The following is a 21,916-nucleotide window of genomic DNA, read 5'->3' as shown; positions in this document are numbered from 1 at the left end:
TCAGGGAGCCACCCCATGGCGAAGGTCGAACGCCTGGACGACACCGTACTTTCCGACGACGAACTGCGCACCCTGGACGCCCACTGTCGGGCCGCCAACCACCTCGCCGCGGGCCAGATCTACCTCATGGTGAACCCGCTGCTGACCAAGCCCCTTGGGCCCGAGCACATCAAGCCGCGGCTGCTCGGGCACTGGGGCACCTCGCCCGGCCTCAACCTCGTGTACACCCACCTCAACCGGGTGATCAGGGCGCGGGCCCTGGACGCATTGTGCGTGTGGGGCCGGGGCACGGCGGCCCGTCGGTGCTCGCCAACTCCTGGCTGGAGGGCAGCTACAGCGAGACCTACCCGGACGTGCCGCGCGACGGGGAGGGGATGGCGCGGCTGTTCCGGCAGTTCTCCTTCCCCGGCGGGGTGCCCAGCCATGTCGCCCCGGAGACGCCCGGCTCCATCCACGAGGGCGGAGAGCTGGGATATTCGTTGTCCCACGCCTACGGCGCCGCCCTCGACAACCCCGACCTGCTGGTCGCCTGCGTGATCGGAGACGGCGAGGCCGAGACCGGACCGCTGGCCGCCTCCTGGCACTCCGACAAGTTCCTCGACCCCGTCCACGACGGCGCGGTCCTGCCCATCCTGCACCTCAACGGCTACAAGATCGCCAACCCGGCCGTCCTGTCCCGCCTCCCCGAGCACGAACTCGACGCCCTGCTGCGGGGCTACGGCCACGAGCCGATCCACGTCACCGGCGACGACCCGGCGACGGTCCACCGCGCCATGGCCGCCGCCCTGGACACCGCGCTGGACCGCATCACCGAGATGCAGGGCTCGGCCCGCGAGGACACAGCCGTCGATGCCTGCCTCGACACCGACCCCGACGTGCACACCCTGCTGACCGAGAAGCTGTTTCCGCAGTGGGCAGATGTCGTCGCCGTCGATGACTGGATCAAAGCCATCGCACCGCAATAGCCGGAGGCCGTCCGGACCCTCGTCTGCGGGGCAGGACGGCCTCGCCTCGTGCGGCGGGTCTGCTTTGGCAGTCGTACGACGTCATCCGCCCCGACCTGCCCGCGTTCTGCCTGGCAGGGCCCCGCGAGGTCCTCGACCACCGCACCCCCACCTCCGCCGGCCCGGTGGCGGACTTCGTGGCGACGCGGGGGGGTGCCGCACTACGCGGTGGCCGTCACCACCGTGCCCGTCACCGGACTCGGCGCGAGATCACCGCACTTCAACTACCACGAGATCGTGGCGGCACCCCTCGTCCAGCGGCCCCGCTACGCCGACACGGCAGACGAACGCTGGGACGGGAACGCCCAGTTCATCGCCTCCGCCCGCCAGAGGGTCCCCCGCCTCATCGACGAAACCAGACGCCTACGCACACAGCTCGACGCGTCTCACCCGAGGACGACCGAGGAGCCATAAGGCCGCACGATCCGCCGGAGTTGGCGATGACTCCGACGGTCGCCGTCGGCGCGGGGGTTGGAGGAAGCGGTCATCGCCGGCGGCGCCGACTGATACGGAAGGCGACCATACTGGCCACGGTGACGGCCAGGCCGACGCCGGTGACGAGATTGTCCGCGCCGGGGGCGGCACCGGTCAGGTGCCAGATCCCGGCTCCGATGAGGGTCACGGCTCCGCCGAAGAACGCGAACGCGATGCCGAGGCGGAACCGGGTGAGCCCGTCGATGCGGGTCCCAGCCGGTGCGGCTGCGGCCTCCGGTGTCCGCCAGAGCGCGATGTAGTCGTTCGCCCCGGCGGTGACGGCGGTGATTGCGGACGGCTGATTGCCCGGGGCACAGACGAAGCAGGTCGGCGTCCCGGCCTCGACATCGGCAGTCATCGAGGCGCTGGAACACCAAGCGATCGTCAATCGCAGCTGGTGGCTGCTTGCGGGGACCTCAAGGTGCAGGGTCTGCCCGCGACGGATCTTGCCCACCGGGACTTCGTCGATCAGCACGGCGTAACTGCGGAGGAAGTCCCGGTATCCGTCCTGGACCCTTGTCAGTTCGATGGTTCCCTGGCTCGCTGCCACGGGTGGGATCCCCTTGCTGTCCGGTGTGGGCACGGGGTCATTCTCGTTGTCGATCTGCACGTCGGGCCCTCGGGTTTCTCAGCGGTTGCTGGTGCGCGAGACCCTACGCGGGCACTGGCGGGTGAGGAGCCCGGGGTGATGTGGACAGGCCTCGCTGGGTCCGAGACGCCCCGACACCAGCGCCCGGTCCACAAGAATTGACGGTTCCTCCGGGAGTGCCGCCGGTCGACGGCGAGTTGGCGGGCGAGTCTCGGTCGGGTGCAGACGGCGAGGATCGACCGAGGCCGGCGCACGGATGCGAGCCGCCACGCCACCGAGGCGCCAACGGTGTGCCGTTTTACGGCGAAGAGTGCCGGAGTATCGATTCGGCGAACGCTCACCCGAGTTGTGTAGGAAATGCGTGGAAGGCGTGATTGAATTGCGTACTACTCGGCCAAGTGGCTTGAACTTACCGACCGGATCCCCATGGCCCGTTTCAGGCGGGCAGGACTGCCGTGCACTCCGTTCATGCCCCCGGGCCGAGCCTCAGCGCACGCACGACATCAGCAGGAAGGCCCTGTCCGGAAACGTCCGCCCATACAGCCGGGCGAGGCGTGCGCCGCAACACCGTGCCGGCACACCGCACATGTGGTTCCGCCCGCCGTCACACATGCGAAAGGGCCCCTATGACCGTCAACGTCTCCAACTTCTACTACGGCGCCGTGACCCCCGTCGCCGCCTATCTGATGGCCTGCCTCGGTGCCGGCCTCGGGCTGCGCTGCACGACGCGTTCCCTTCGCCGTCCGCACCGAAGAGCCGGGTGGCTTGCACTGGGCGCCATATCGATCGGGTGCGGCATCTGGACCATGCACTTCATCGCCATGATCGGCTTCAGCGTCCAGGGCGCACTGGTCGACTACGACGCGACGAAGACGCTGCTCAGCCTCGTCGTCGCGATCGCCGTCGTCGCCGTCGGCGTGTTCCTCGTCGGTTACCGGGGCGGCTCCCCGACGACCCTGGCGACGGCCGGCACGGTCACCGGACTCGGGGTTGCCGCCATGCACTACCTCGGGATGGCCGCCATCCACACCAACGGCGCCCTCCGGTACGACACACCCACGGTGGTGCTGTCCGTCGCCATCGCCATCGCGGCCGCCACGGCCGCTCTGTGGGCAGCGGTCTCCATCCACGCCCTGTGGGCCAGCCTCGGCGCCAGCCTGGTGATGGGCGTGGCCGTGACCGGGATGCACTACACCGGCATGGCCGCCGTATCCGTCCACCTCACGGGCCAGTCCGCCGTCGCCCAGTCCTCCACCAGCCTGCTCTCGTTCCTTCTCCTCATGCTGGCCGGCCCTCTCTCCGTCCTCCTCGTCGCCGCCGTGATCGTCATGTTCGACCCCGACCTGATGCTCGGCGACGACAACTGGGACCAGGCCACTCCCGCACGGTCCATGGCCGACGCCCCCTCCCCCGCGCGGTAGCAGCCGTCCTTGGTTCCGCTGTGCGTGCGAGCCGGACATCGGCGCGCCACCGCACTCGGCGGAGCCGACGAGGCCGGCCGGCGGTGGACACGGCCCTGTTCGACCTGGCCTCCAAGATCGAGGGCAAGCCGCTGTACCGGTACCTTCCGAGCGCTACGGCGACGGGCAGCCCGACGACTCCGTCTTCGTCCACACCGCAGCGGCTACTACTCCCCCGGCAGGACCCTCCCCGACCTTCAGGACGAAGAGCGCGGCTTCCTCGACCCGGGCTACGACGTCGTCAAGATGCAGATCGGCGGCGCCGACCTGGCGGATGACCTGCGCCGTATCGAGGCAGTCATCGACGTCCTGGAAGGCGACGGCTCCCAGCCGGCCGTCGACATCAACGGCCGCTTCGACCTCAACACGGCCCTGGAGCACGGCGGGCGATCGAGCCCCACGGGCTGTTCCGGTACGAGGAGATCGGCGACCCGCTCGACGACCACCTCAACGCCACCGTCGCCGAGCATTGCACCGGCTCCATCGCCACGGGCGAGAACCTCCTCTCCCTCCAGGACGCCCGCAACCTGATCCGCTACGGCGGCCTGCGCTCCGACCGCGACACCGTCAAGGTCGACCCCGCGCTCTCCCACAGCCTGGTGGAGTACCTGCGCATCCAGGACTTGCTCCGTCAGCACGGCCGGTCATCGAGGCGCTGCATCCCGCACGGCGGGCACCAGTTCTCCCTGCACATCGCGTCCGCCCTCAAGCTCGGCGACAACGAGTGCTGCCCGGCCGAGTTCCAGCCCACCCGCGGCTTCACCGACGTCGCCGTCGCCGTCGTCGTCGAGAAGAGCCGCGTCGGCCTGACCGACACCCCCGGCATCGGCTTCGAGAGCAAGGCCGCCTTCCACAAGGTGGTGCACGCCCTGCACAGCCGACTGCCACCCCATCGCCGGACGCGCCCACCGCCGGGCGCCCGCAGCGGTCACGGCTGAGCCCGCCGACAAGCCTCGCGGGCATGAGGGCCCACGCCGGGTTCCCCGTGGTCAGGCGGTCTTTCCGTCAGCTCAGGCGGAGGAACTCTCGCAGGTGAATCGCAGGAGGTCGACCCGTCCCGGTAATTGACAGGGTACGAACGTACCTTTTAACGTACCCACATCCGAGGCGATGCCGTCAGCTCAACGAGGAGCACGATGCAGCACCTGTATGAGATAGACGTCCGGGTTCCGATGCGCGACAGCGTGGCCCTCGCCGCCAACGTGTGGCATCCGACGGAGGGGAAGGCACCGACGCTGCTCGTGCGTCTGCCGTACGGCAAGGACGCCATGATGGGCGTCGGCCACGCGCTCATGCCCGACATTCAGGCCCTGCTGGAGGCCGGGTACGCGTTGGTGGTGCAGGACTGCCGGGGCACCCACCGCTCGGAGGGCGAGTTCGTTCCGCACATGGCCGACCGCAACGATGGCGAGGACACCGTCGCCTGGATCGCCGAGCAGCCCTGGTCCGACGGCACGGTGGGCATGTACGGAGGCTCCTACCTCGGGATGGTCCAGTGGGAGACCGCCGTGACCGGTGCCCCGGGCCTCAAGGCGATCGCACCGGCCGTCACCTCGATCGACAACTATGAGGCGCCCTGGTACGGCCCGGGTGGTGCGCTCTCACTGAGCCTGGTCACACTGTGGAACGCCATAATGTACGCGGCCGACGCGCAGCGGTCCCTGGCGACGAGTGAGGACACCTTGTCGCAGGTGCAGGAGCTGGGGCAGGCGCTGCTGTCCCCCGAGGCTCTCAACGAGGTGCTGCCGACGGCGGACGTTCCGGTCCTCAGGGAGTACGGGAAGTGGTGGGACGAGTGGATGGCCCACCCGTCCCACGACGGGTACTGGGATGCCATGGAGCTCACGTCCGAGCTCAAGAACGTCACCGTCCCGGCGCTCAACATCGGCGGCTGGTACGACCTCTACATCGGCCAGACCTTGCGCACCTACACCACCGCCCGCCAGAAGGCGGGCACCGCCCAGGCGCGCGAGGGGCAGCGCCTGATCATCGGGCCGTGGGACCACGGAGCCGCCGGGGACGGCGTCTACCGCGACCGGTCCTTCGGCCCGCTGGCCAGCGCCCGGTTGATGGGCCTGTCCGACCTGCATGTGAAGTTCTTCGACCGCTGGCTGCGCGGTGACACCACCGCGCTGGACGGCGTGGCACCGGTGAAGATCTTCGTGATGGGCATCGACCAGTGGCGCGACGAGCAGGAGTGGCCGCTGCCCGACACGCGGTGGGCCGACTTCCACCTCGCGAGCACCGGGCACGCCAACACCGCTGACGGCGACGGCGTGTTGACCACCCAGGCGCCGACCGATGCCGGGCACGAGACCTACCTCTACGACCCGCGCCGCCCGGTTCCCTCGGCCGGCGGGGCCTCGATGCCGACGACGCCGGGGTTCTGCGGCCCGGTCGACCAGCGCACAGTCGCCGCCCGCGAGGACGTGCTGTGCTTCGCCACGCCCGTACTGGAGGAGGCGGTCGAAGTGACGGGCCCGGTCAGCCTGACGCTGTTCGTGTCCTCGTCGGCGGTGGACACCGACTTCACCGCCAAGCTCGTCGACGTCTTCCCCGACGGCAAGGCGATCAACCTGTGCGACGGCATCCTGCGCACCCGCTACCGGAACGGCCTCGCCACGCAAGAGCTGATGGAGCCGGGCACGGTCTACGAAATCACCGTCGACATGACAGGCACCTCCAACGTGTTCCTGCCCGGTCACCGCATCCGCGTGGACGTGTCCAGCAGCAACTTCCCCCGCTACGACCGCAACACCAACACCGGCGGCGTCATCGCCCACGAGAGCGAGGAGCAGATGATCCCCGCGATCAACCACATCCACCACGGGCCGAACCACCCCAGCCGTCTGGTCCTGCCGGTCATCGACCGCAAGGACCAGGCATGAGCGCCGACGACCGGGTCGCCGAACTGACCGCGAGATTCACGGCTCCCTCACTGAATGCGGCCTGGTTGCTGTGCGACCAACACCCCGCTGATCGAACCGCGTTCACTGTCGTAGACGGAGCCGGTGGGGCTTCCACGCTCACCTACGGAGAGCTCGCCGCGGACTCGCACCGGTATGCCCGGGCGTTGCAGGGGCTTGGGGTCGGTCCGAGTGACCGGGTGGCGACCCTGATGGGCAAGAGCACCGACCTGGTCACCGTGATCCTGGCGATCTGGCGGCTGGGTGCCGTCTACGTCCCGCTGTTCACCGCGTTCGCGCCCCAGGCCATCGCCCTGCGCCTGGAGGGCTCGGGTGCGCATGTCGTGCTCGTCGACCCGGACCAGCGCCACAAACTCGACCCTGGCCCCGACATGCCGGACGACCCCCAGCGCCGTGTCGTCGTCACCGGAACCGCCGCCTCCCCCGGTGACACCTCGCTGGCCGGCCACGTCGCGGCCGCGTCACCGGAGCCGGTGCCCGCCGTCACCACGAGCGGGGACGGACCGCTGGTGCACATGTTCACCTCCGGCACCACGGGCAAGCCCAAGGGCGTCATCCACCCTGTCTCCTACATCGCCGGATGGCAGATCTACCTCGAGTACGGCCTCGGCATCCCCCAGGAGGGCAGCAGTTACTGGTGCGCCGCCGACCCCGGCTGGGCCTACGGCCTGTACGCGGCCATCGTCGCCCCGCTGGCCGCCGGCATCCCCAGCCTGCTGCTGTCCGGCGGGTTCTCCCCGGAGACGACCTGGCGCACCCTCGCCGACCACCAGGTCACCGACTTCACCGCCGCCCCCACCGTGTACCGGGGCCTGCGCTCCTCGACCGTGCCAGTGCCGACCGGGCTGCGCCTGCAGCGCGCGTCCAGCGCGGGTGAGCCGCTGACTCCCGAGGTCAACGAGTGGGCCGGCGCTGTACTGGGCCTGGCCGTGCACGATCACTTCGGCCAGACCGAGGTCGGCATGCCGTTGGCCAACCACCACCACCCGGAACTCGCCCGCCCCCTCAAGACCGGATCGATGGGCCGGCCGCTGCCCGGCTGGAGCCTCACCGTCCTGGCCGACGACAAGGACGAACCCGCCGGACCAGGCGTGCTCGGCCGGGTCGCGATCGACGTATCGGCAAGCCCGCTGATGACCTTCCGCGACTACCAGACAGCAGGCCAGAGTTACGGCAAGTTCACCCCCGACGGCCGCTACTACCTCACCGGCGACGCCGGACGTATCGACGACGACGGTGACTTCTTCTTCTCCTCCCGCGACGACGACGTCATCATCATGGCCGGCTACCGGATCGGCCCGTTCGAGATCGAGAGCGTCCTGGCCCAGCATCCCGCCGTCGCCGAGTGCAGTGTCATCGGCGCACCCGACGAGGTGCGCGGCGAGGTCATCGAGGCCTACATCGTCCCGCGCGACGGCCACGACGCCTCACCGGAACTGGCCACCGAACTCCAGCAGTTGGTCAAAACCCGCTACGCCGCCCACGCCTACCCGCGCACCATCCACTTCATCGACGCACTGCCCAAAACCCCCAGCGGCAAGACCCAGCGCTACCTGCTGCGCAACCGCCGACGCACCGAACTCACCACCCGAAAGACACCGTGACCGACACCGAATCCCTCCCCCTCATCGTCGAACAACGCGGCCCTGTCCGATGGCTGCGGCTCAACCGCCCCCAGCGACGCAACGCCCTCGACATCCCCCTCATAGAAGCCCTGGACAAACAGATCACCAGCGCCGACGCCGACCCCAACACAGCGGTGATCGTCGTGGCAGGCAACGGGCCGAGCTTCTGCGCCGGCGGAGACTTCCACCAATTTCTGGAGCTGGACGACAACGGCGTCCACCCGGTCGGATTCCTGGCCGACGTGTCCGCCTGCTTCACCCGTATCGCGGCCAGCCCGAAACCATGGGTCGCCGTCCTGCACGGCCACGCCGTCGCCGGCGGCCTCGAACTCGCCCTGGCCTGCGATGTCGTCGTCGCCGCCGACACCACCCTCATCGGCGACGGCCACGTCACGCGGCGGCTCGTACCGGCCGGCGGATCCAGTGTCCGCCTCCCCGGCGCGGTCGGACGCGGCCTGTCGCGCTGGCTCCTGCTCACCGGCGAACTGCTGCCCGCCACCGCGTTCGCGCACACCGGCTGGATCCAGGAGATCGTGCCCGAACCGGACCTCGACGCCACCGCCACCCGCATCAGCCGGCAACTGGCCGACCGCCACAGCCCCGCCCAGCACCACCTCAAAACGCTGCTGCACCGCATCGACGGCACCACCCCCGAACAAGCCCTGCGGGAGGAACTCGCCACCTTCGCCGACAACTGGCAAGCCAGCTCGGTCGCCGACGCCCTGCGCGCCTTCCTCACACCCCACACCACGAAAGCAGACACCACGTGAATCGCTACCAGGGACGCGTCGTCGCCATCACCGGGGCCGGACAAGGTCTCGGCCTCGCCATGGCGACCCGGTTCGCCTCGGAGGGCGCCACCGTCGCCCTGGCCGACGTCAACGAACAGGCCCTCACCGACGCCGCCGGGACCATCACCACCGCCCACGACGCGAAGCTGCGCACCGACGTGGTGGACGTGACCGACTCGGCCCAGGTCAACGCCTGGATCACCGGCGTCACCACGGATCTCGGCCGCCTCGACGTACTGGTCAACAACGCCGGCATCATCCGCGACAACCGCGTCGAGGACATCACCGACGACGACTGGCACGCCGTCATCGACGTCAGCCTCACCGGCGGCTTCCACTGCGCCCGCGCCGCGTTCGCCCCCATGAAACGCCAGGGCTACGGACGTATCGTCAGCTTCTCCTCCATGTCATGGCGCGGGAACTTCGGCCAGACCAACTACGTCGCCGCCAAGGCCGGCATCGTCGGCATGACCCGCACCCTCGCACTCGAAGGCGCCCGGCACGGCATCACCGCCAACGCCATCGCCCCCGGCCTCATCGAGACCCCCATGCTCGCCTCGATGAACGGCCCCGCACGCGACAAGCTCACCAACAAGATCCCCATGCGCCACACCGGCCGACCCGAGGACATCGCCGAAGCCGCCGCCTTCCTCGCCGGCGAAGCCGCCGGCTACATCACCGGCATCGTCCTCGACGTGGACGGCGGCATCTCCATCGGATCCTCGATCCGGTAGCCACGAACCCGGCGGACGACCAGGTGACCGGACGCCGCATCAGGGTGTCGCTACCCGCGCGCTGTCGCCGGCCTGTCCATCACACAGTGACGGCAGGCTCGCCGTCGGTCAGGATCGGCCTCCCGGACCGGACGACCACCGCGCCGCTTCCGGCAGGGACGCCATGGGAGAATGCTGCGGTGACGGCCCAAACTGACTCGCGTGACCGCCGCCCGCGCCGAACGGCCCGCAGGCGGGTCGTCGACACACGCCGACGGGACGAACTGCTGCTCCAGGCCGAGGCGATCATCCTGACCGAAGGCTTCACCGCGGTGACCATGGATGAGCTCGCGCAGCGACTGGAGTGCTCCAAGGCAACGCTGTACAGCCTCGCCTCCACGAAGGAACAGCTGGTCCTGGCGGTCACCCGCACCTTCTTCCGGGACGCGACCGCCGAGATCGAGCAGGCTGTGCAGGCCGAACCGGACCCAAGGCAGCGGATCAGGGTCTATCTCGCCGGCGTCGGCACCGCCATGCGCCGGCACTCCCACGCCTTCTACGACGACATGGTCGGTTACGAACCGACCGCGCAGATCTACCGCAAGAACTCCGCCGCCGCGGCGCACCGGGTCCATGAACTGATCGAGGAGGGCGTCCAGAGCGGCGTTTTCCGCGCCCTCAACGGCCACTTCGCCTCCCAGGTCGTGGCAGTCACCATCGACGCGGTCCAGTCTGGGGTCCTCCTGGAGAGCACCGGCCTGACCGCCGGCGACGCCTTCTCCGAACTCGGGGATCTCCTGCTGGACGGGCTCAGTTCGGGGCAGGGCGCGGCGCCCCGGAATGGTTCAGGCTGAACCGGATGACACTGCGGGCCCTGCTGCACGATCAACCATGCCGGCGAGAAGTTCGAGCTGGATGCCGTGGTCGCGCAGGTACCCGGTGGTCCCATGACCCAGGCGTTTCATCTCGCGCTCGATAAAGATGACCGGTTGCCCTATGCGCCGAACGATGATCGTCAGGTTTGCACCTCACACCGATCCGGGCCGCCGGTGATGCGTGCCGGCCACGATCCAGGACGCCGGAGGACGTCAGAAGACGTCTGAGGTCGATGAGTTCGTCTGAGGTCGTCGGGAATCGGCAGGACGGCACCGCGTCCACCCGCCTCCGCACGGCTTTTGCCGACAGAACACCACGAGGTCAGCTTCGCCGGCGCCACCACTGGTCAGGCCGACCTCGTCGCCACCGTCACCACTTCGAGCACGAGCGAGCTCTACACATACCTCAGCGAAAGGATCGGCGGCCTCGACGGCGTGCAGACCGTGGAGACTGCCCTGACCCTGCGGCACGTCAAACAGCTCACCTACGAACCGAACCGCTGACCGCCGAACCCCTTCGTCTCGCCGAGGCGGGTACAGGGCAGGGTAGGCGGCCCGACAGCTCGCGTTGCTTCCAGCAGCCCTACGACCCCTTTCTCGACTCTGGAGCCGGCCGGGGTGCGCGCTGGTGGCGCGGTTCTGCGACGGATCCGCTTTTGCCCAGCACGGAGTGTGATCCCAGCCACCGGGTTCTCCCACCGGCGGCTCGCTGGGCCTGCTCTGAGGGCGCTGACCAGGCAGTTGCGTCTTCCACTGTTCAGCCAGGGACCGCCGATCCTTGGATGAACCGTCCTCTCCCGCTCCTGCGCGGGCGCCCCTACGGTCGAGGCTGCGGGCGCTCACCGGCCCGCCGTACCGAAGGAGCACCACCCTCATGAAGATCACCGGCAACACGATCCTGATCACCGGCGGAACCTCAGGCATCGGCCTCGGTCTGGCCCTGCGCCTGCACGAGGCCGGCAACAAGGTGATCGTCGCCGGCCGGCGCAAGGAACTCCTTGACGAGATCACGGCCGAGCACCCGGGCATCGACGCGCTCGTCCTCGACGTCGCCGACCGCGACTCGATCGCCCGGGCCCGTGAGACCGTGGCGGCGAGCCACCCGGGGCTGAACGTCCTGGTCAACAACGCGGGCATCATGCAACTGGAGAGTGTCCTCGACCCGGCCGGACTTCAGGTCGCCGAGGATCACATCACGACCAATCTGCTCGGCACGATCCGGATGACGTATGCCTTCCTGCCGCTGCTCGCGGGCAAGGACGACGCGGTCGTCGTGAACGTCACCTCCGCGCTGGCGTTCGTGCCGTATCAGAGCACCCCGACCTACAGCGCGACCAAGGCCGCGCTGCACTCCTTCTCCGAGAGCCTGCGCATCCAGCTCACCGGTGCCGACGCAGGCATCCAGGTGATCGAGGTGGTCCCGCCGGGCGTGCGCACGACCCTGCTGGGCCAGGAGGACAGCGAATACGCCATGCCCTTGGACGACTTCCTCACCGAGACCCTGGACCTGCTGCGCGAGAAGCCCGACGCGAAGGAGATCGTCGTCGAGCGCGCCAGGTTCATCCGCGACGCGGTGGCCACCGGCTCCTACGACGACGTCCTCACCATGATCAGCGGCAGCTGACCGGCGCGGAACAGTAGGGAAGCGTCCTCGGGCTTCGCCCCGGCCCCGGTCATCGCACTGGAAGCGACCTGCTCCGTCCTGAGCGTCGACGGGCACGCGAGCGCCCGTCGCACGACGAACATCGTCACATCGGCCAGGCCGGGCGGCCAGGCCCGGGGCCGGTACGAAGCGTCGGGCGTCCTCGACGGGAGACCGTCGCCTCAGGCCGCTTTCCCTACCGGCGGGCGGCGATTACCCAGCGGTTCGTGCAGCCCAAGGAACCATTGACCGTCTTGCTGCGAGCGTCCTCGGCGCGGCCGCAGGGGCGCCTGCGCAGACGTGGGAGATGACTGCCCAGCCATGGATCGGCAGTCTCTGGATAGCCCCGCGGGATGCGGCGATGATGGGGACATGGACAAAAAGGAACTGGCGGAATTCCTGCGCCACCGGCGTGAGACCTTGCGCCCCCGCGATGTCGGGCTGGTCGACGGGCCGCGCAGGCGTACCCAGGGCCTGCGCCGCGAGGAGGTCGCGCAGCTCGCCGGCATGTCCACCGACTACTACGCCCGGCTGGAACAGCAGCGCGCCCCGCAGCCCTCCGTCGAGATCACCTCGGCTCTTGCCCGGGCACTGCGGCTGACCCTCGACGAACGCGACCACCTCTTCGTCCTCATCGGCCACAACGCCCCGGCCCGCTTCCACCGCTCCGAACACGTCAGCCCGACGCTGCTGCGGGTCCTGGACCGCCTGGACGACTCCCCGGCGATGGTGCAGACCGATCTGTTCGACACTCTCGCGATGAACCCCTTGGCCGTCGCCCTGCTCGGCGACCAGATGCGTCACACCGGTCTGGCCCGCAGCGGCTACTACCGCTGGTTCATGGACCCCGCCGAACGTCTGATGGTTCCCGAGGAATCCCACGAACGCCACGGCCGCGCCCAGGCAGCACGCCTGCGGGCCGCCCTGACGGCCGGCAGCGACACTCCCCGAGCCGCCCGGATCCTCGCCGAACTCCAGGCGCACAGCCCCGAGTTCGTCCGCATGTGGGAACTTCAAGAAGTCGCACAGAGCTACGACGACTGCAAGACCGTCCTCCATCCCGAACTCGGCCGCATCGACGTCGACGCCCAACTCCTGTACACCGAGAACCGCGCCCAGACCGTGGTGGTGCTGACCACCCGCCCCGGCACGGAGAGCCACAGCAAACTCGAACTGCTCTCTGTCATAGGGCACCAGCAGCTCACCCCCTGACGTCCTGGCCGCCGCGCGGGGCTCTTCATGGTCGGCACCGGAAGTCCTCCGCGATTGCCTTTGGAGCCGCTGCCGTGTGTGGCGGTGCGTCAGATCGCAGGCATGTCGAGGTGGTGGTCGTAGGTGTCTCCCAGGGCGCCCTCGGGACGGCCGACAGGGGAAGGCAGAGGGCGTCAACGCATGCCTCCGGAAACGGAGATGACATCCCCGGTGATCCAGCGCATGTCGCCGAAAGCCAGGAAGGTCACAAACGGGCCGTAGTCGTCGGGGGTACCCGTACGGCCCAGGGGGCAGCGATCGACTGTGCCTCCAGCGAACAGGTCGCAGTTGTCCCGGACTTGCAGCAGGTTCCAGGCTGCCGGCCGCAGGTCGCAGTCGCTGGCTGCCGGTCGCCGACCAGCTCTACGTCCAGGACAGCGGCACCAGGATTCCCGGCAACGAAGGCGCGAGTCGGGTCGCCCTCGCGCTATCCCACCGTCGCGTTGTCGCTTCCCCGGGTTGCGGCGGGAACGGCGTTGTCGATAAGTACCGCGGCGATGGCGGCGGCGGCGGGGAAGGCGTCTGCGTTGAGGACCCGGGTGCGGGCCGAGGCACCGTCGAGGAGCAGGGCCAGTTGTTCGCCGAGCTGGTCGGGGTCGGTGGCGCCGGCTTCGCGGGCGGTGTCGGTGAGCCGGGCGGCGATGGCTTGCTTGTAGTCGTGCGCATATTGGCGTGCGGGGTGTTCGGGGTCGCTGATTTCGATGGAGGCCGCGATGTACGGGCACATGGGCGTGAGGTTGTGCGGCCCGGTCTTGGGCACGTCGAACGCCGCCAGGAGCCGTTCCCGCGGTGTGAGGTCCGTGCGGTCGAAGACTCCGGGCATGACGTCGGGATCGAAGTGGCGCAGGTACTCGGTGACGAGTTCGTCCTTGCCGGTGAAGTGCTGGTAGGCCGTGCGCTTCGATACCTGGGCCACCGTGCACAGCTGGTCCATGCCGGTGTGGTTGATGCCTTGATCACGGAACAACTTTTGTGACGCGAGCATGATGCGCTCGCGTGCGCCTCTGCCGCGGCGCAGGCCCTGGGGTCCCTTCTCCATCTCCGTCATACCTGCAGCTTAACCCACGCAGGTAACGCCCGGTGTACTTAGCTTGCATCCAGGTCGACCGCCGCGTACGTTAAGTACACAGTCCGGTGTACATAACATTCCGGCTGTTCCGAATACCCGCATTTCAATGGAGTGATCATGGGAAAGCTCGATGGCAAGGTGGCGGTGATCACCGGTGCGTCAACCGGCATGGCGCTGGCCGGAGCCCAGCTGTTCGTGGACGAAGGAGCCCACGTCTTCATCCTGGGCCGGCGGCAGGAAACGCTGGACGAAGCCGTCAAGCTGATCGGCCGCAACGTCACCGCCGTACGCGGCGACGCAGCCGAACTGGACGACCTGGACCGTCTGTACGAGACCGTCAAGAAGGAAAAGGGCACGATCGACGTCCTGTGGGCCAGCGCCGGCATGGGCGAGCAGGGCAAGCTCGGCGAAATCACCGAGGAACAGTTCGACCGCGCCTTCTGGCTCAACGCACGCGGCACCCTGTTCACCGTGCAGAAGGCACTGCCACTGCTCAACGACGGCGCCTCGGTCTTCATGACCGGGTCCAACGCCTCCCTGCGCGGCTTCCCCGGCTGGAGCGTCTACGCCGGCAGCAAGGCCGTACAGCAGGCGTGGGCCCGCGTGTGGCTCAACGAGCTCAAGGACCGCCGGATCCGCGTCAACGTGCTCACCCCGGGCCAGGTCGCCACGGCCAAGCAGGAAGAGGTGTTCGACGAGGCCACCAAGGAAGCCTTCGAATCCCTGATCCCCCGGGGAAAGATGGGCCGCCCCGAGGAGATCGCCTCCGTCGCGCTCTTCCTCGCCTCCGACGACTCAACCTACGTCAACGGACTGGAACTGATCGCCGACGGCGGCACCACCGTCATCTGACCTGACCTGCCTGCAGCCGGCCGGACCCCCTGGGGTCCAGCGGTGCCCGTGCCGCCGGGCGCGCCCTGCGGGACCGCAGTCGCGGGTGGGCGCGCCGACCACGTCTCACACACAACGACAGGTCTCCTACCGACGAGAAGCAGCTACGGCCACGTTCGCCCCGCACATCGCCACCATCGAGTCCGCCATCGACTGCATGCACGGCGGCGCCGGCAAAGACGGCATCACCTGTGCACTCGCCACGAACGCGGAACCGGTCGGCCCGCTCGGTGATGAGCCACTCATCGACCGCGAGGTCGTCACAGCGGGCATCCAGGCCGTCAGCACGGTGGCGGCCTCACCTGCACCGAGGTGCTCAGCGGCAGGACCCACCGCGCCGCGTTCTCCTGGCCGCAGATCGAGACATCGCGGTCGACGGCACGGACTGCGTCCAGCGCGGCGAAGACGGCAAGACCTCCGAGGTGACCAACTACGGGCGCCCGCTGCCGTCGGCCGACGTCATGCAGTGGCACCTTGCGCAGCTACTCGGTATGCAGCCCACGGAACCACGGGCGGAGCGTCACGAAGCCCTCGCGACCACGCACACGACGAAGCGAAAGCTCGACAGCAAGGAAGAGAGCACACCCCATGAGCAGTATCAGCATCATCGGCACCGGGAACATGGCCCGCACCATCGGCACGCTCGCGGTGGCGGGCGGCAACACCGTCGAGGTCATGGGCCGCGACCAGTCCAAGGCCGCCGACCTGGCCAAGGCTCTCGGCGGCGGCGCCACCGCGGGACAGTGGGGCGCCGTGCCGGCCGGGGACATCGTCATCGTGGCACTGTTGTTCGACAGTGTCGTTCCGACCGTCACCCAGTATGGAGACGCCCTCGCGGGCAAGGTCATCGTCGACATCAGCAACCCCTTCAACGCCGACTTCGACGGGCTGGCCCACCACGGCGAGACCTCGATCGCGCAGGAAGTCGCCAAGGTGGCCCCGGCCGACTCCAGCGTGGTGAAGGCGTTCAACACCGTCTTCCGCAACGTCCTGGAGAACGGCCGGCCCGACGTCTTCATGGCAGGCGACAGTGCGCAGGCCAAGGCCGGTGTGGCGACGTTCGTCAAGAGCCTCGGGCTGCGCCCGCTGGATGTCGGCGCGCTGAAGATGGCGCACTGGCTGGAAGGAGCAGGCCTGCTCACAGTGGGCCTCGCCCGCCACGGGACGGGGCACTGGGACTTCGCCCTCGGCGCCACCGAATTTCTCGGCTGAGCCGGACCGCCCCCGAGCCACGCCCTGTGCAACGGCACGCCCACGTCAGAAGTCACCATCGGCGGACGATGGTCTGCCGCAAGGAAGCCTCGCAATGAAGCTTGGGTGCGGATCCCCTTGAGGGACACTCGGGTGGCGCCTCGTTCACAGAGTCCGGCGCCCCCGGGGTGATAGCTGGCCCACCCGCGCCGAGGGTGGGTGCAGCTCTTCCTGAGTGAGATCGCCGCTCAGGCCAGGAGTTCGTAGACGTGCTGGGCCAGGGCGGGGATGGAGCCGCTTTCGTCGCTTCGGTGTGCGGAGTGCGGTGTGCGGTGCGCGGAGGACGGAAGATCCAGTCCGGGCGCCCCGTGAGGGTCATGGAATGCGGGGTGCCTTGCGGTTCGTGGACGCATCCCGTCGTCTGGCCGGCGGGTTCGGTGCCGTGGTGTGTGCGGGCGCGGGCGACATCTGCACGTCCTGTGATGAGGTCCGCAGACCGCCGAGCGACAGGACTGTCATAGCCACCCCGGCCGCCACCGCCACACCGAAACCGGCGTGCGCATCGCCCGCGTCCACCACCCGCCCCACGATGGCCGCTGCACCTGCTATTCCTGCCGCGCTTGCGGAGTTGCCCCAGGTGAACGCCTGGGTGAGGACGGCGCGCGGGACCGACGACTCGGTGAGAACGGTGGTGAGGATCAGGAGGACCGGCACGGCGAGTCCGGTCAGGGCAAGCGTGGCACCGATCGCGAGGGGCGCGTCGAGGAAGGTCAGCGGGAGGCTCGCGAGGGTGAGGCAGGCGGCTGCTGTGACCTGGTGGCGCCGGAGCGAGCCGCCGTGGCGCCGTGCCCCGTAGGCCCAACCACCCACCACGTTGGTGCAGTTGGCGGCGAAATAGAGCAGTGCAGCCGCGTCCGGCGTGCCGCGTCCGACGGCGTACGCGGCGACGGACACCTGCGTCGCGCCGAAGAACACCCCGAGCGCGAGGACGAGCGCGACCTGCCGCAGGAAGGCGGAACGGAACAGGGCGCGTCCGGCGTGCCGGCGTTCGGCACGGCCGGTCAGGGGCGGCATGGTGCGGCGCTGCGCAGCGAGGGCGAGCCCACCGCCGACGACGAGCGCAGCGGCGAGCAGCACCCCGGCGCCCGGGCGGCCCGCCGCACCGAGGACGCTCACCAGGGCCGGGCCGGCCAGGTAGGACACGCCGTTGGCGAGAGCCTCCAGAGCGAAGGCGGTGGGCAGCGCCGCAGCCCGTTCGCCCAACAGCAGAGCGGACCAGCGAGCAGCGGACAGGGCGCCGAGCTGGGGCAGCGTTGCCCCGACGAGTGCTCCGGCGACAAGGTCCGGAACGGCGCCGACCAGTAGCAGTGCCACGGCTCCGGCATGTGCGACCAGCGCGCAGTAAAGCACCCTCGCCTGCCCGAACCGGTCGACGAGGCGCCCGATCTGGGGCCCGGCGACGGCGTCCGCGACAGCGAAGGCGCCGGTGACGAGACCCGCGGCGGCATACGACCCGGTGCGCGCGTGCACCAGCCAGACGATGCCGATCCCCGTCATGGCGATGCCCAGACGCCCTACTACGGCCGGAAGGAAAAAGGCCGCGGCACCCGAAGTGCGCAGCAGCGTGCGGTAGTTCGCCGAAGCCGAAGGCACGACGCATCCCTTTCGCCGCCCGGCGGGACGCGCCACACGAGGTCGTCGGCGTCCGGATGTGCCGACCCGTGGCTGCGCCTGAAGCCGTCCAGTGGTGGCGTGGAGCGGGGACGCGCACCCCACGCCGACTACGTCACCGGGCAGATGCCATGCGGTAGTTGATGACCTCCTTGAGCGTAGAGGAACCGCGCGCGGAATCGAACGGATCCGGCCTTTCTCCTTACGGTGCGGGGTGCGCGTCCCGCCGGTCACGACCGTTCGGGCCACGAAGCGGCGGGCCTGACGCCGTCGGTCTCCGGCTGGGCCGTACCGGCGCGCAGCGCATCCCCGGAGGCCACGGTGTCACCGATGACCAGCTCGCCCTCGCCGGTGAACGGTCCCAGGATCCTGGCGGCCAGGCCGCCGTCGACCAGCAGCAACGGCGTGGGGCCGCACGGCGGCTGGACACTCACCCGTGCCCCGGCCGACATCACCCTCGGCGACGTGTGGCGGGCCATCCAGGGAAACGATCCGGTGCTCGCCCTGCACGCCGCGGCCCCCGACTGCCTCGTCGGCCGGTCGGTGCACTCCTCACTCGCCGACCTCGAGCGCCGCACAGCGCGCGCCGTCGAAGACGAACTCGACCGCGTGACGCTCGAAGACCTCGTCCGCGACGCAGTCGCCGCGATCGCTGCGGCCGCTGCGACGGAGTCCTAGATCAGCTCGTCATCCATCGACGTCGGCCGCTCCCGAGCCAAGAGCGCCTCGATCCCGGCCAGTCCTGAACAGTGCGCGCCTTCGGCGCAGTAGCCGAACGCCCACGAGATCCCTGCAGGTCGGCGCTTTCATGCGACGCGGACTTGGTGATCGGACCTCAAGACACCTGCGGTGTCAGGGCTGATTCAAAGTTGCGGTTCTCGTGAGAAGTTCCCGGTCACCGCAGCGTGACGATGCGCCGGGCGACCGTCACACAAGCAACGAGGCTCCGGTACAACGAGTCCTGCGAAGTCGCCCTGCGTAACCGGATCCTTGATGTGCCGCCAGGCCTCCGCCGCCTGTTCTGCCGAGGCGAACACCCGCCGCCAGGGCCGTGACGCCAGCCACGGGCGGTACGAGACACGCTCGGTGCGCACACTGACGGTCACCAGCCCTGACCTGGAATTCCCGCACGTGATCCAGGCAGCGAAGATCCCTCGGCATCGCACCGACCTGAACCGGTGCGCCGGCCAATCCGCCGAACTCCTCGCCCGACGCGACATCCGCATCGCACTCTCGCGCACCAACTCCCTTAACTCAAACCTTACTTCACCTCTTGACCTAATTGGTCCAGACCTTTAGGTTCACAGGTCAGCCAGACACCTCGCCCCCACGAAGGGTTCTGCGCATGCCCACCCCCACGCGCCTCCGCAGATCCGGCGCCGCCCTGGCTGTCACGGCGGCCGCCGCATCTGTCCTGACGTCCCTACCCACCCCCGCCCACGCCGCCACAGCGCTGCCCACCGACTTCTTGACTGTCATGAACGCGGCAATCGGGCGCTGTCTGGACGCCATGTCGGCCGCCACCGCCAACGGCACCGTCGTGCAGCAGTACGCGTGGGGGCGTGCGCTTCACGAGCATGGTGACGGTCTCCCTCGGCGGCACCGGCACCATCCGGCACGTCGTCAACGGCACAGGCGGGCCCTCCAACTCCGCGACCAACGTGGCCAATCTGGCCGGCTACCCGTAACCCTCCGTCCGTCATCGACCGAGGCCTCCCGGGCCCACCCATTCCCTCAAGGAGCGTGCTCACCCATGTCCGCATCCCTCCGCGCAGGTCGCTTCGCGGTCTTCGCCGTCCTCGCGGCCGTGCTCACCGCACTGCTCGCGGTGACACCCGCACACGCCGCCTCCGGCACCATCACCGGCTTCGCCGGCAAGTGCGTCGACGTGGCGGGCGCGAGCACCGCCAACGGCACGGCCGTACAGCTCTACGACTGCAACGGCACCGGTGCGCAGATCTGGTCCAACTCAGGTGACGGGACCCTGCGGGCGCTCGGCAAGTGTCTGGACGTCGCCGACCGCAGCACCGCCGACGGGGCGGCCGTACAGCTGTGGGACTGCTCCGGCGGCACCAACCAGCAGTGGGTGGTCTCCGCCGCGCGCGACATCGTCAACCCGGCCGCCGACAAGTGCCTGGACGTCCGGGACAACAACAGCGCCAACGGCACCCGGCTGCAGATCTGGACCTGCGCCGGAACCGCCAACCAGAAGTGGAACGCGCCCGCGAGCGGAGGCGGAAGCACGCCCTCCGGATTCGTCGTCAGCGAGGCGCAGTTCAACCAGATGTTCCCGAACCGGAACTCCTTCTACACCTACAGCGGCCTGGTCGCGGCGCTGAGCGCCTACCCCGGCTTCGCCACCACGGGCAGCGACACGGTCAGGAAGCAGGAGGCGGCGGCCTTCCTCGCCAACGTCAACCACGAGACCGGCGGTTTGGTGTACGTCGTCGAGCAGAACACCGCCAACTACCCGACGTACTGCGACTGGAACCAGCCCTACGGCTGCCCGGCCGGGCAGGCCGCCTACTACGGTCGCGGCCCCATCCAGCTGTCGTGGAACTTCAACTACAAGGCAGCGGGCGACGCGTTGGGGATCGACCTGCTCAACAACCCCTGGCTGGTGCAGAACGACTCGGCCGTGGCCTGGAAGACCGGCCTGTGGTACTGGAACACCCAGTCCGGCCCCGGCACCATGACCCCGCACAACGCCATGGTCAACCAGGCCGGCTTCGGCCAGACGATCCGCTCCATCAACGGCTCCCTGGAGTGCGACGGCCGCAACCCGGCCCAGGTGCAGAGCCGCGTCGACGCCTACAACCGGTTCACGTCGATCCTCGGGGTGAGCCCCGGCGGCAACCTCTACTGCTGAACAGGAGGACATCATGCGCACGTTGAAGTCCCTGGCCACGGTTCTGGGCGCACTGGCGCTCGTCGTGGCGATCCCCGCGACCGCCCACGCGAACGTCCTGACCCTGCTCCCCCAGAACGCCGACAGCCTGGAGCAGACCTACTCCCCCGCCTACGACTACGACGGCGACGGCTGCTACGCGACCGCCGCCATCGGGGCCGACGGCACGCTCAACCCCGGCCTCAAGCTCGGCGGCGACGTCAACGGCAAGTGCCACGACTACGCCCAACTGGCCAACGCCAACACGTACTCACGGGCGAAGTGCAACAACGGCTGGTGTGCCGTGATGTACGCCAGCTACTTCGAGAAGGACCAGGCCACGCTGGGTCCCGCGGCCATCGGGCACACCCACGACTGGGAGCACGTCGTGGTGTGGGTCTCCGACAACCTGGTCCAGTACGTGTCGGTGTCCCAGCACTCGGGCTACCAGGTGGCCGCGCGCTCAGCGGTGCGGTTCGACGGCACCCATCCGAAGATCGTCTACCACAAGGACGGCGTCTCGACCCACTGCTTCCGGTTCGCGAGCGGTAACGACGAGGCGCCGGAGAACGCCACCGGCGGCTGGTTCTTCCCGCGGCTGGTCGGCTGGAACGGCTATCCCGCCGGGTACCGCGACAAGCTCGTGGCCGCCGACTTCGGCTCTGCCACGCTGAAGATCGACGACGGCGACTTCTCGTACGCACTCGCACACTCCAAGCCGTCCGGGATCGGCTTCGATCCGTACGCGTGACGCCGGACGGTCGGCCAAGCACGGGAGGGACGGGGAACGGCTCGCGAAAGCCGCTCACCGTCCCTCCCGGTGCGGTCGGCTAGTTCGGCCCCTGGTTCGCCGTCG

At 69.1% G+C, this 21,916-nt stretch carries 20 protein-coding genes and 2 pseudogenes; 18 read left to right on the top strand and 4 right to left on the bottom strand.

From position 1 onward, the window contains the following. Window positions 1-15 precede the first annotated feature (15 nt). Window positions 16-965: pseudogene (locus OHT57_RS45135) on the top strand (hypothetical protein). A 192-nt stretch (window positions 966-1,157) separates the two neighbouring features. After that, window positions 1,158-1,418 carry a hypothetical protein gene (locus OHT57_RS45130; protein WP_328752789.1) on the top strand — a complete coding sequence of 87 codons (261 nt, stop codon included), beginning with the start codon at window positions 1,158-1,160 and terminating at the stop codon, window positions 1,416-1,418. A 70-nt stretch (window positions 1,419-1,488) separates the two neighbouring features. Here the strand turns inward: OHT57_RS45130 and OHT57_RS45125 are convergent, their stop codons facing one another. Then, window positions 1,489-2,028 (bottom strand): hypothetical protein, encoded by a 540-nt coding sequence (locus tag OHT57_RS45125; RefSeq protein ID WP_328752788.1) that lies wholly within the window; start codon window positions 2,026-2,028, stop codon window positions 1,489-1,491. Window positions 2,029-2,693: 665 nt separating this feature from the next. Here OHT57_RS45125 and OHT57_RS45120 point away from each other — a divergent pair. Next, a complete protein-coding gene (locus tag OHT57_RS45120; protein ID WP_328752787.1) occupies window positions 2,694-3,488 on the top strand; it encodes an MHYT domain-containing protein in 795 nt (264 codons plus the stop codon). A gap of 153 nt (window positions 3,489-3,641) precedes the next feature. Here the strand turns inward: OHT57_RS45120 and OHT57_RS45115 are convergent, their stop codons facing one another. After that, on the bottom strand, window positions 3,642-3,908 hold the full coding sequence (locus tag OHT57_RS45115; RefSeq protein ID WP_328752786.1) for a hypothetical protein: 267 nt from the start codon (window positions 3,906-3,908) through the stop codon (window positions 3,642-3,644). On the opposite strand from OHT57_RS45115, the pseudogene OHT57_RS45110 reads away from it, so the two are divergent. The 9 genes and pseudogenes from OHT57_RS45110 (at window position 3,795) to OHT57_RS45070 (ending at window position 13,312) form a co-directional block, all read left to right on the top strand. Continuing rightward, window positions 3,795-4,465: pseudogene (locus OHT57_RS45110) on the top strand (enolase C-terminal domain-like protein). The gene OHT57_RS45115 and the pseudogene OHT57_RS45110 sit on opposite strands and share 114 nt — an antisense overlap. Window positions 4,466-4,663: 198 nt before the next feature. After that, window positions 4,664-6,415 (top strand): CocE/NonD family hydrolase, encoded by a 1,752-nt coding sequence (locus tag OHT57_RS45105; protein WP_328752785.1) that lies wholly within the window; start codon window positions 4,664-4,666, stop codon window positions 6,413-6,415. Then, window positions 6,412-8,058: an AMP-binding protein gene (locus OHT57_RS45100; RefSeq protein ID WP_328752784.1), complete on the top strand. Its 1,647-nt coding sequence runs from the start codon at window positions 6,412-6,414 to the stop codon at window positions 8,056-8,058. Before OHT57_RS45105 ends, OHT57_RS45100 begins: the two co-directional genes overlap by 4 nt. Beyond that, complete coding sequence (locus OHT57_RS45095; RefSeq protein ID WP_328752783.1) at window positions 8,055-8,849, top strand: enoyl-CoA hydratase/isomerase family protein; 795 nt, start codon at window positions 8,055-8,057, stop codon at window positions 8,847-8,849. Before OHT57_RS45100 ends, OHT57_RS45095 begins: the two co-directional genes overlap by 4 nt. Then, on the top strand, window positions 8,846-9,604 hold the full coding sequence (locus OHT57_RS45090; RefSeq protein WP_328752782.1) for an SDR family oxidoreductase: 759 nt from the start codon (window positions 8,846-8,848) through the stop codon (window positions 9,602-9,604). The genes OHT57_RS45095 and OHT57_RS45090 overlap by 4 nt, the downstream gene beginning before the upstream one ends. 179 nt (window positions 9,605-9,783) lie before the next feature. Beyond that, entirely contained in the window at window positions 9,784-10,437 is a 654-nt protein-coding gene (locus OHT57_RS45085) for a TetR/AcrR family transcriptional regulator (RefSeq protein ID WP_328752781.1), read from the top strand. 321 nt (window positions 10,438-10,758) lie between these two features. Further along, window positions 10,759-10,962: an Lrp/AsnC ligand binding domain-containing protein gene (locus OHT57_RS45080; protein ID WP_328752780.1), complete on the top strand. Its 204-nt coding sequence runs from the start codon at window positions 10,759-10,761 to the stop codon at window positions 10,960-10,962. Window positions 10,963-11,332: 370 nt separating this feature from the next. After that, a complete protein-coding gene (locus OHT57_RS45075; protein WP_328752779.1) occupies window positions 11,333-12,082 on the top strand; it encodes an SDR family oxidoreductase in 750 nt (249 codons plus the stop codon). Window positions 12,083-12,472: 390 nt separating this feature from the next. Then, window positions 12,473-13,312 carry a helix-turn-helix transcriptional regulator gene (locus OHT57_RS45070; RefSeq protein WP_328752778.1) on the top strand — a complete coding sequence of 280 codons (840 nt, stop codon included), beginning with the start codon at window positions 12,473-12,475 and terminating at the stop codon, window positions 13,310-13,312. Between the two features lie 466 nt (window positions 13,313-13,778). Here the strand turns inward: OHT57_RS45070 and OHT57_RS45065 are convergent, their stop codons facing one another. Further along, window positions 13,779-14,399: a TetR/AcrR family transcriptional regulator gene (locus OHT57_RS45065; protein WP_328752777.1), complete on the bottom strand. Its 621-nt coding sequence runs from the start codon at window positions 14,397-14,399 to the stop codon at window positions 13,779-13,781. Between the two features lie 138 nt (window positions 14,400-14,537). On the opposite strand from OHT57_RS45065, the gene OHT57_RS45060 reads away from it, so the two are divergent. Together OHT57_RS45060 and OHT57_RS45055 are read left to right on the top strand one after the other, a co-directional pair. Further along, window positions 14,538-15,272, top strand: a complete 735-nt coding sequence (locus OHT57_RS45060) for an SDR family NAD(P)-dependent oxidoreductase (RefSeq protein ID WP_328752776.1) — start codon at window positions 14,538-14,540, stop codon at window positions 15,270-15,272. A gap of 627 nt (window positions 15,273-15,899) precedes the next feature. Then, complete coding sequence (locus tag OHT57_RS45055) at window positions 15,900-16,523, top strand: NADPH-dependent F420 reductase (protein ID WP_328752775.1); 624 nt, start codon at window positions 15,900-15,902, stop codon at window positions 16,521-16,523. A 354-nt stretch (window positions 16,524-16,877) separates the two neighbouring features. Here OHT57_RS45055 and OHT57_RS45050 read toward each other — a convergent pair whose 3' ends face one another. Next, a complete protein-coding gene (locus OHT57_RS45050) occupies window positions 16,878-18,155 on the bottom strand; it encodes an MFS transporter (RefSeq protein WP_328752774.1) in 1,278 nt (425 codons plus the stop codon). Between the two features lie 348 nt (window positions 18,156-18,503). On the opposite strand from OHT57_RS45050, the gene OHT57_RS45045 reads away from it, so the two are divergent. The 4 genes from OHT57_RS45045 (at window position 18,504) to OHT57_RS45030 (ending at window position 21,811) form a co-directional block, all read left to right on the top strand. Then, the gene (locus tag OHT57_RS45045; protein ID WP_328752773.1) at window positions 18,504-18,851 is read left to right on the top strand and encodes an Rrf2 family transcriptional regulator; all 348 of its coding nucleotides are present in this window, start codon (window positions 18,504-18,506) and stop codon (window positions 18,849-18,851) included. An 884-nt stretch (window positions 18,852-19,735) separates the two neighbouring features. Further along, a complete protein-coding gene (locus OHT57_RS45040) occupies window positions 19,736-19,861 on the top strand; it encodes a hypothetical protein (protein ID WP_328752772.1) in 126 nt (41 codons plus the stop codon). A gap of 65 nt (window positions 19,862-19,926) precedes the next feature. Beyond that, on the top strand, window positions 19,927-21,042 hold the full coding sequence (locus tag OHT57_RS45035; protein ID WP_328752771.1) for a glycoside hydrolase family 19 protein: 1,116 nt from the start codon (window positions 19,927-19,929) through the stop codon (window positions 21,040-21,042). Between the two features lie 13 nt (window positions 21,043-21,055). Beyond that, window positions 21,056-21,811, top strand: coding sequence for an NPP1 family protein (locus tag OHT57_RS45030; RefSeq protein WP_328752770.1), 756 nt, complete (start codon window positions 21,056-21,058; stop codon window positions 21,809-21,811). Window positions 21,812-21,916 lie beyond the last annotated feature (105 nt).

Source organism: Streptomyces sp. NBC_00285, from assembly GCF_036174265.1.
In the GTDB taxonomy this organism is placed as follows: domain Bacteria; phylum Actinomycetota; class Actinomycetes; order Streptomycetales; family Streptomycetaceae; genus Streptomyces.
Note: the sequence above shows the minus strand (reverse complement) of the source record. Positions and strands in the feature narration are given on the sequence as shown.

Excerpts from the sequence above, each read along its gene's own strand:
- OHT57_RS45120 (WP_328752787.1), top strand. The coding sequence starts at position 2,694 with ATGACCGTCAACGTCTCCAACTTCTACTACGGCGCCGTGACCCCCGTC.
- OHT57_RS45105 (WP_328752785.1), top strand. The coding sequence starts at position 4,664 with ATGCAGCACCTGTATGAGATAGACGTCCGGGTTCCGATGCGCGACAGC.
- OHT57_RS45100 (WP_328752784.1), top strand. The coding sequence starts at position 6,412 with ATGAGCGCCGACGACCGGGTCGCCGAACTGACCGCGAGATTCACGGCT.
- OHT57_RS45075 (WP_328752779.1), top strand. The coding sequence starts at position 11,333 with ATGAAGATCACCGGCAACACGATCCTGATCACCGGCGGAACCTCAGGC.
- OHT57_RS45070 (WP_328752778.1), top strand. The coding sequence starts at position 12,473 with ATGGACAAAAAGGAACTGGCGGAATTCCTGCGCCACCGGCGTGAGACC.
- OHT57_RS45065 (WP_328752777.1), bottom strand. The coding sequence starts at position 14,399 with ATGACGGAGATGGAGAAGGGACCCCAGGGCCTGCGCCGCGGCAGAGGC.
- OHT57_RS45060 (WP_328752776.1), top strand. The coding sequence starts at position 14,538 with ATGGGAAAGCTCGATGGCAAGGTGGCGGTGATCACCGGTGCGTCAACC.
- OHT57_RS45055 (WP_328752775.1), top strand. The coding sequence starts at position 15,900 with ATGAGCAGTATCAGCATCATCGGCACCGGGAACATGGCCCGCACCATC.
- OHT57_RS45045 (WP_328752773.1), top strand. The coding sequence starts at position 18,504 with ATGACCAGCTCGCCCTCGCCGGTGAACGGTCCCAGGATCCTGGCGGCC.
- OHT57_RS45035 (WP_328752771.1), top strand. The coding sequence starts at position 19,927 with ATGTCCGCATCCCTCCGCGCAGGTCGCTTCGCGGTCTTCGCCGTCCTC.
- OHT57_RS45030 (WP_328752770.1), top strand. The coding sequence starts at position 21,056 with ATGCGCACGTTGAAGTCCCTGGCCACGGTTCTGGGCGCACTGGCGCTC.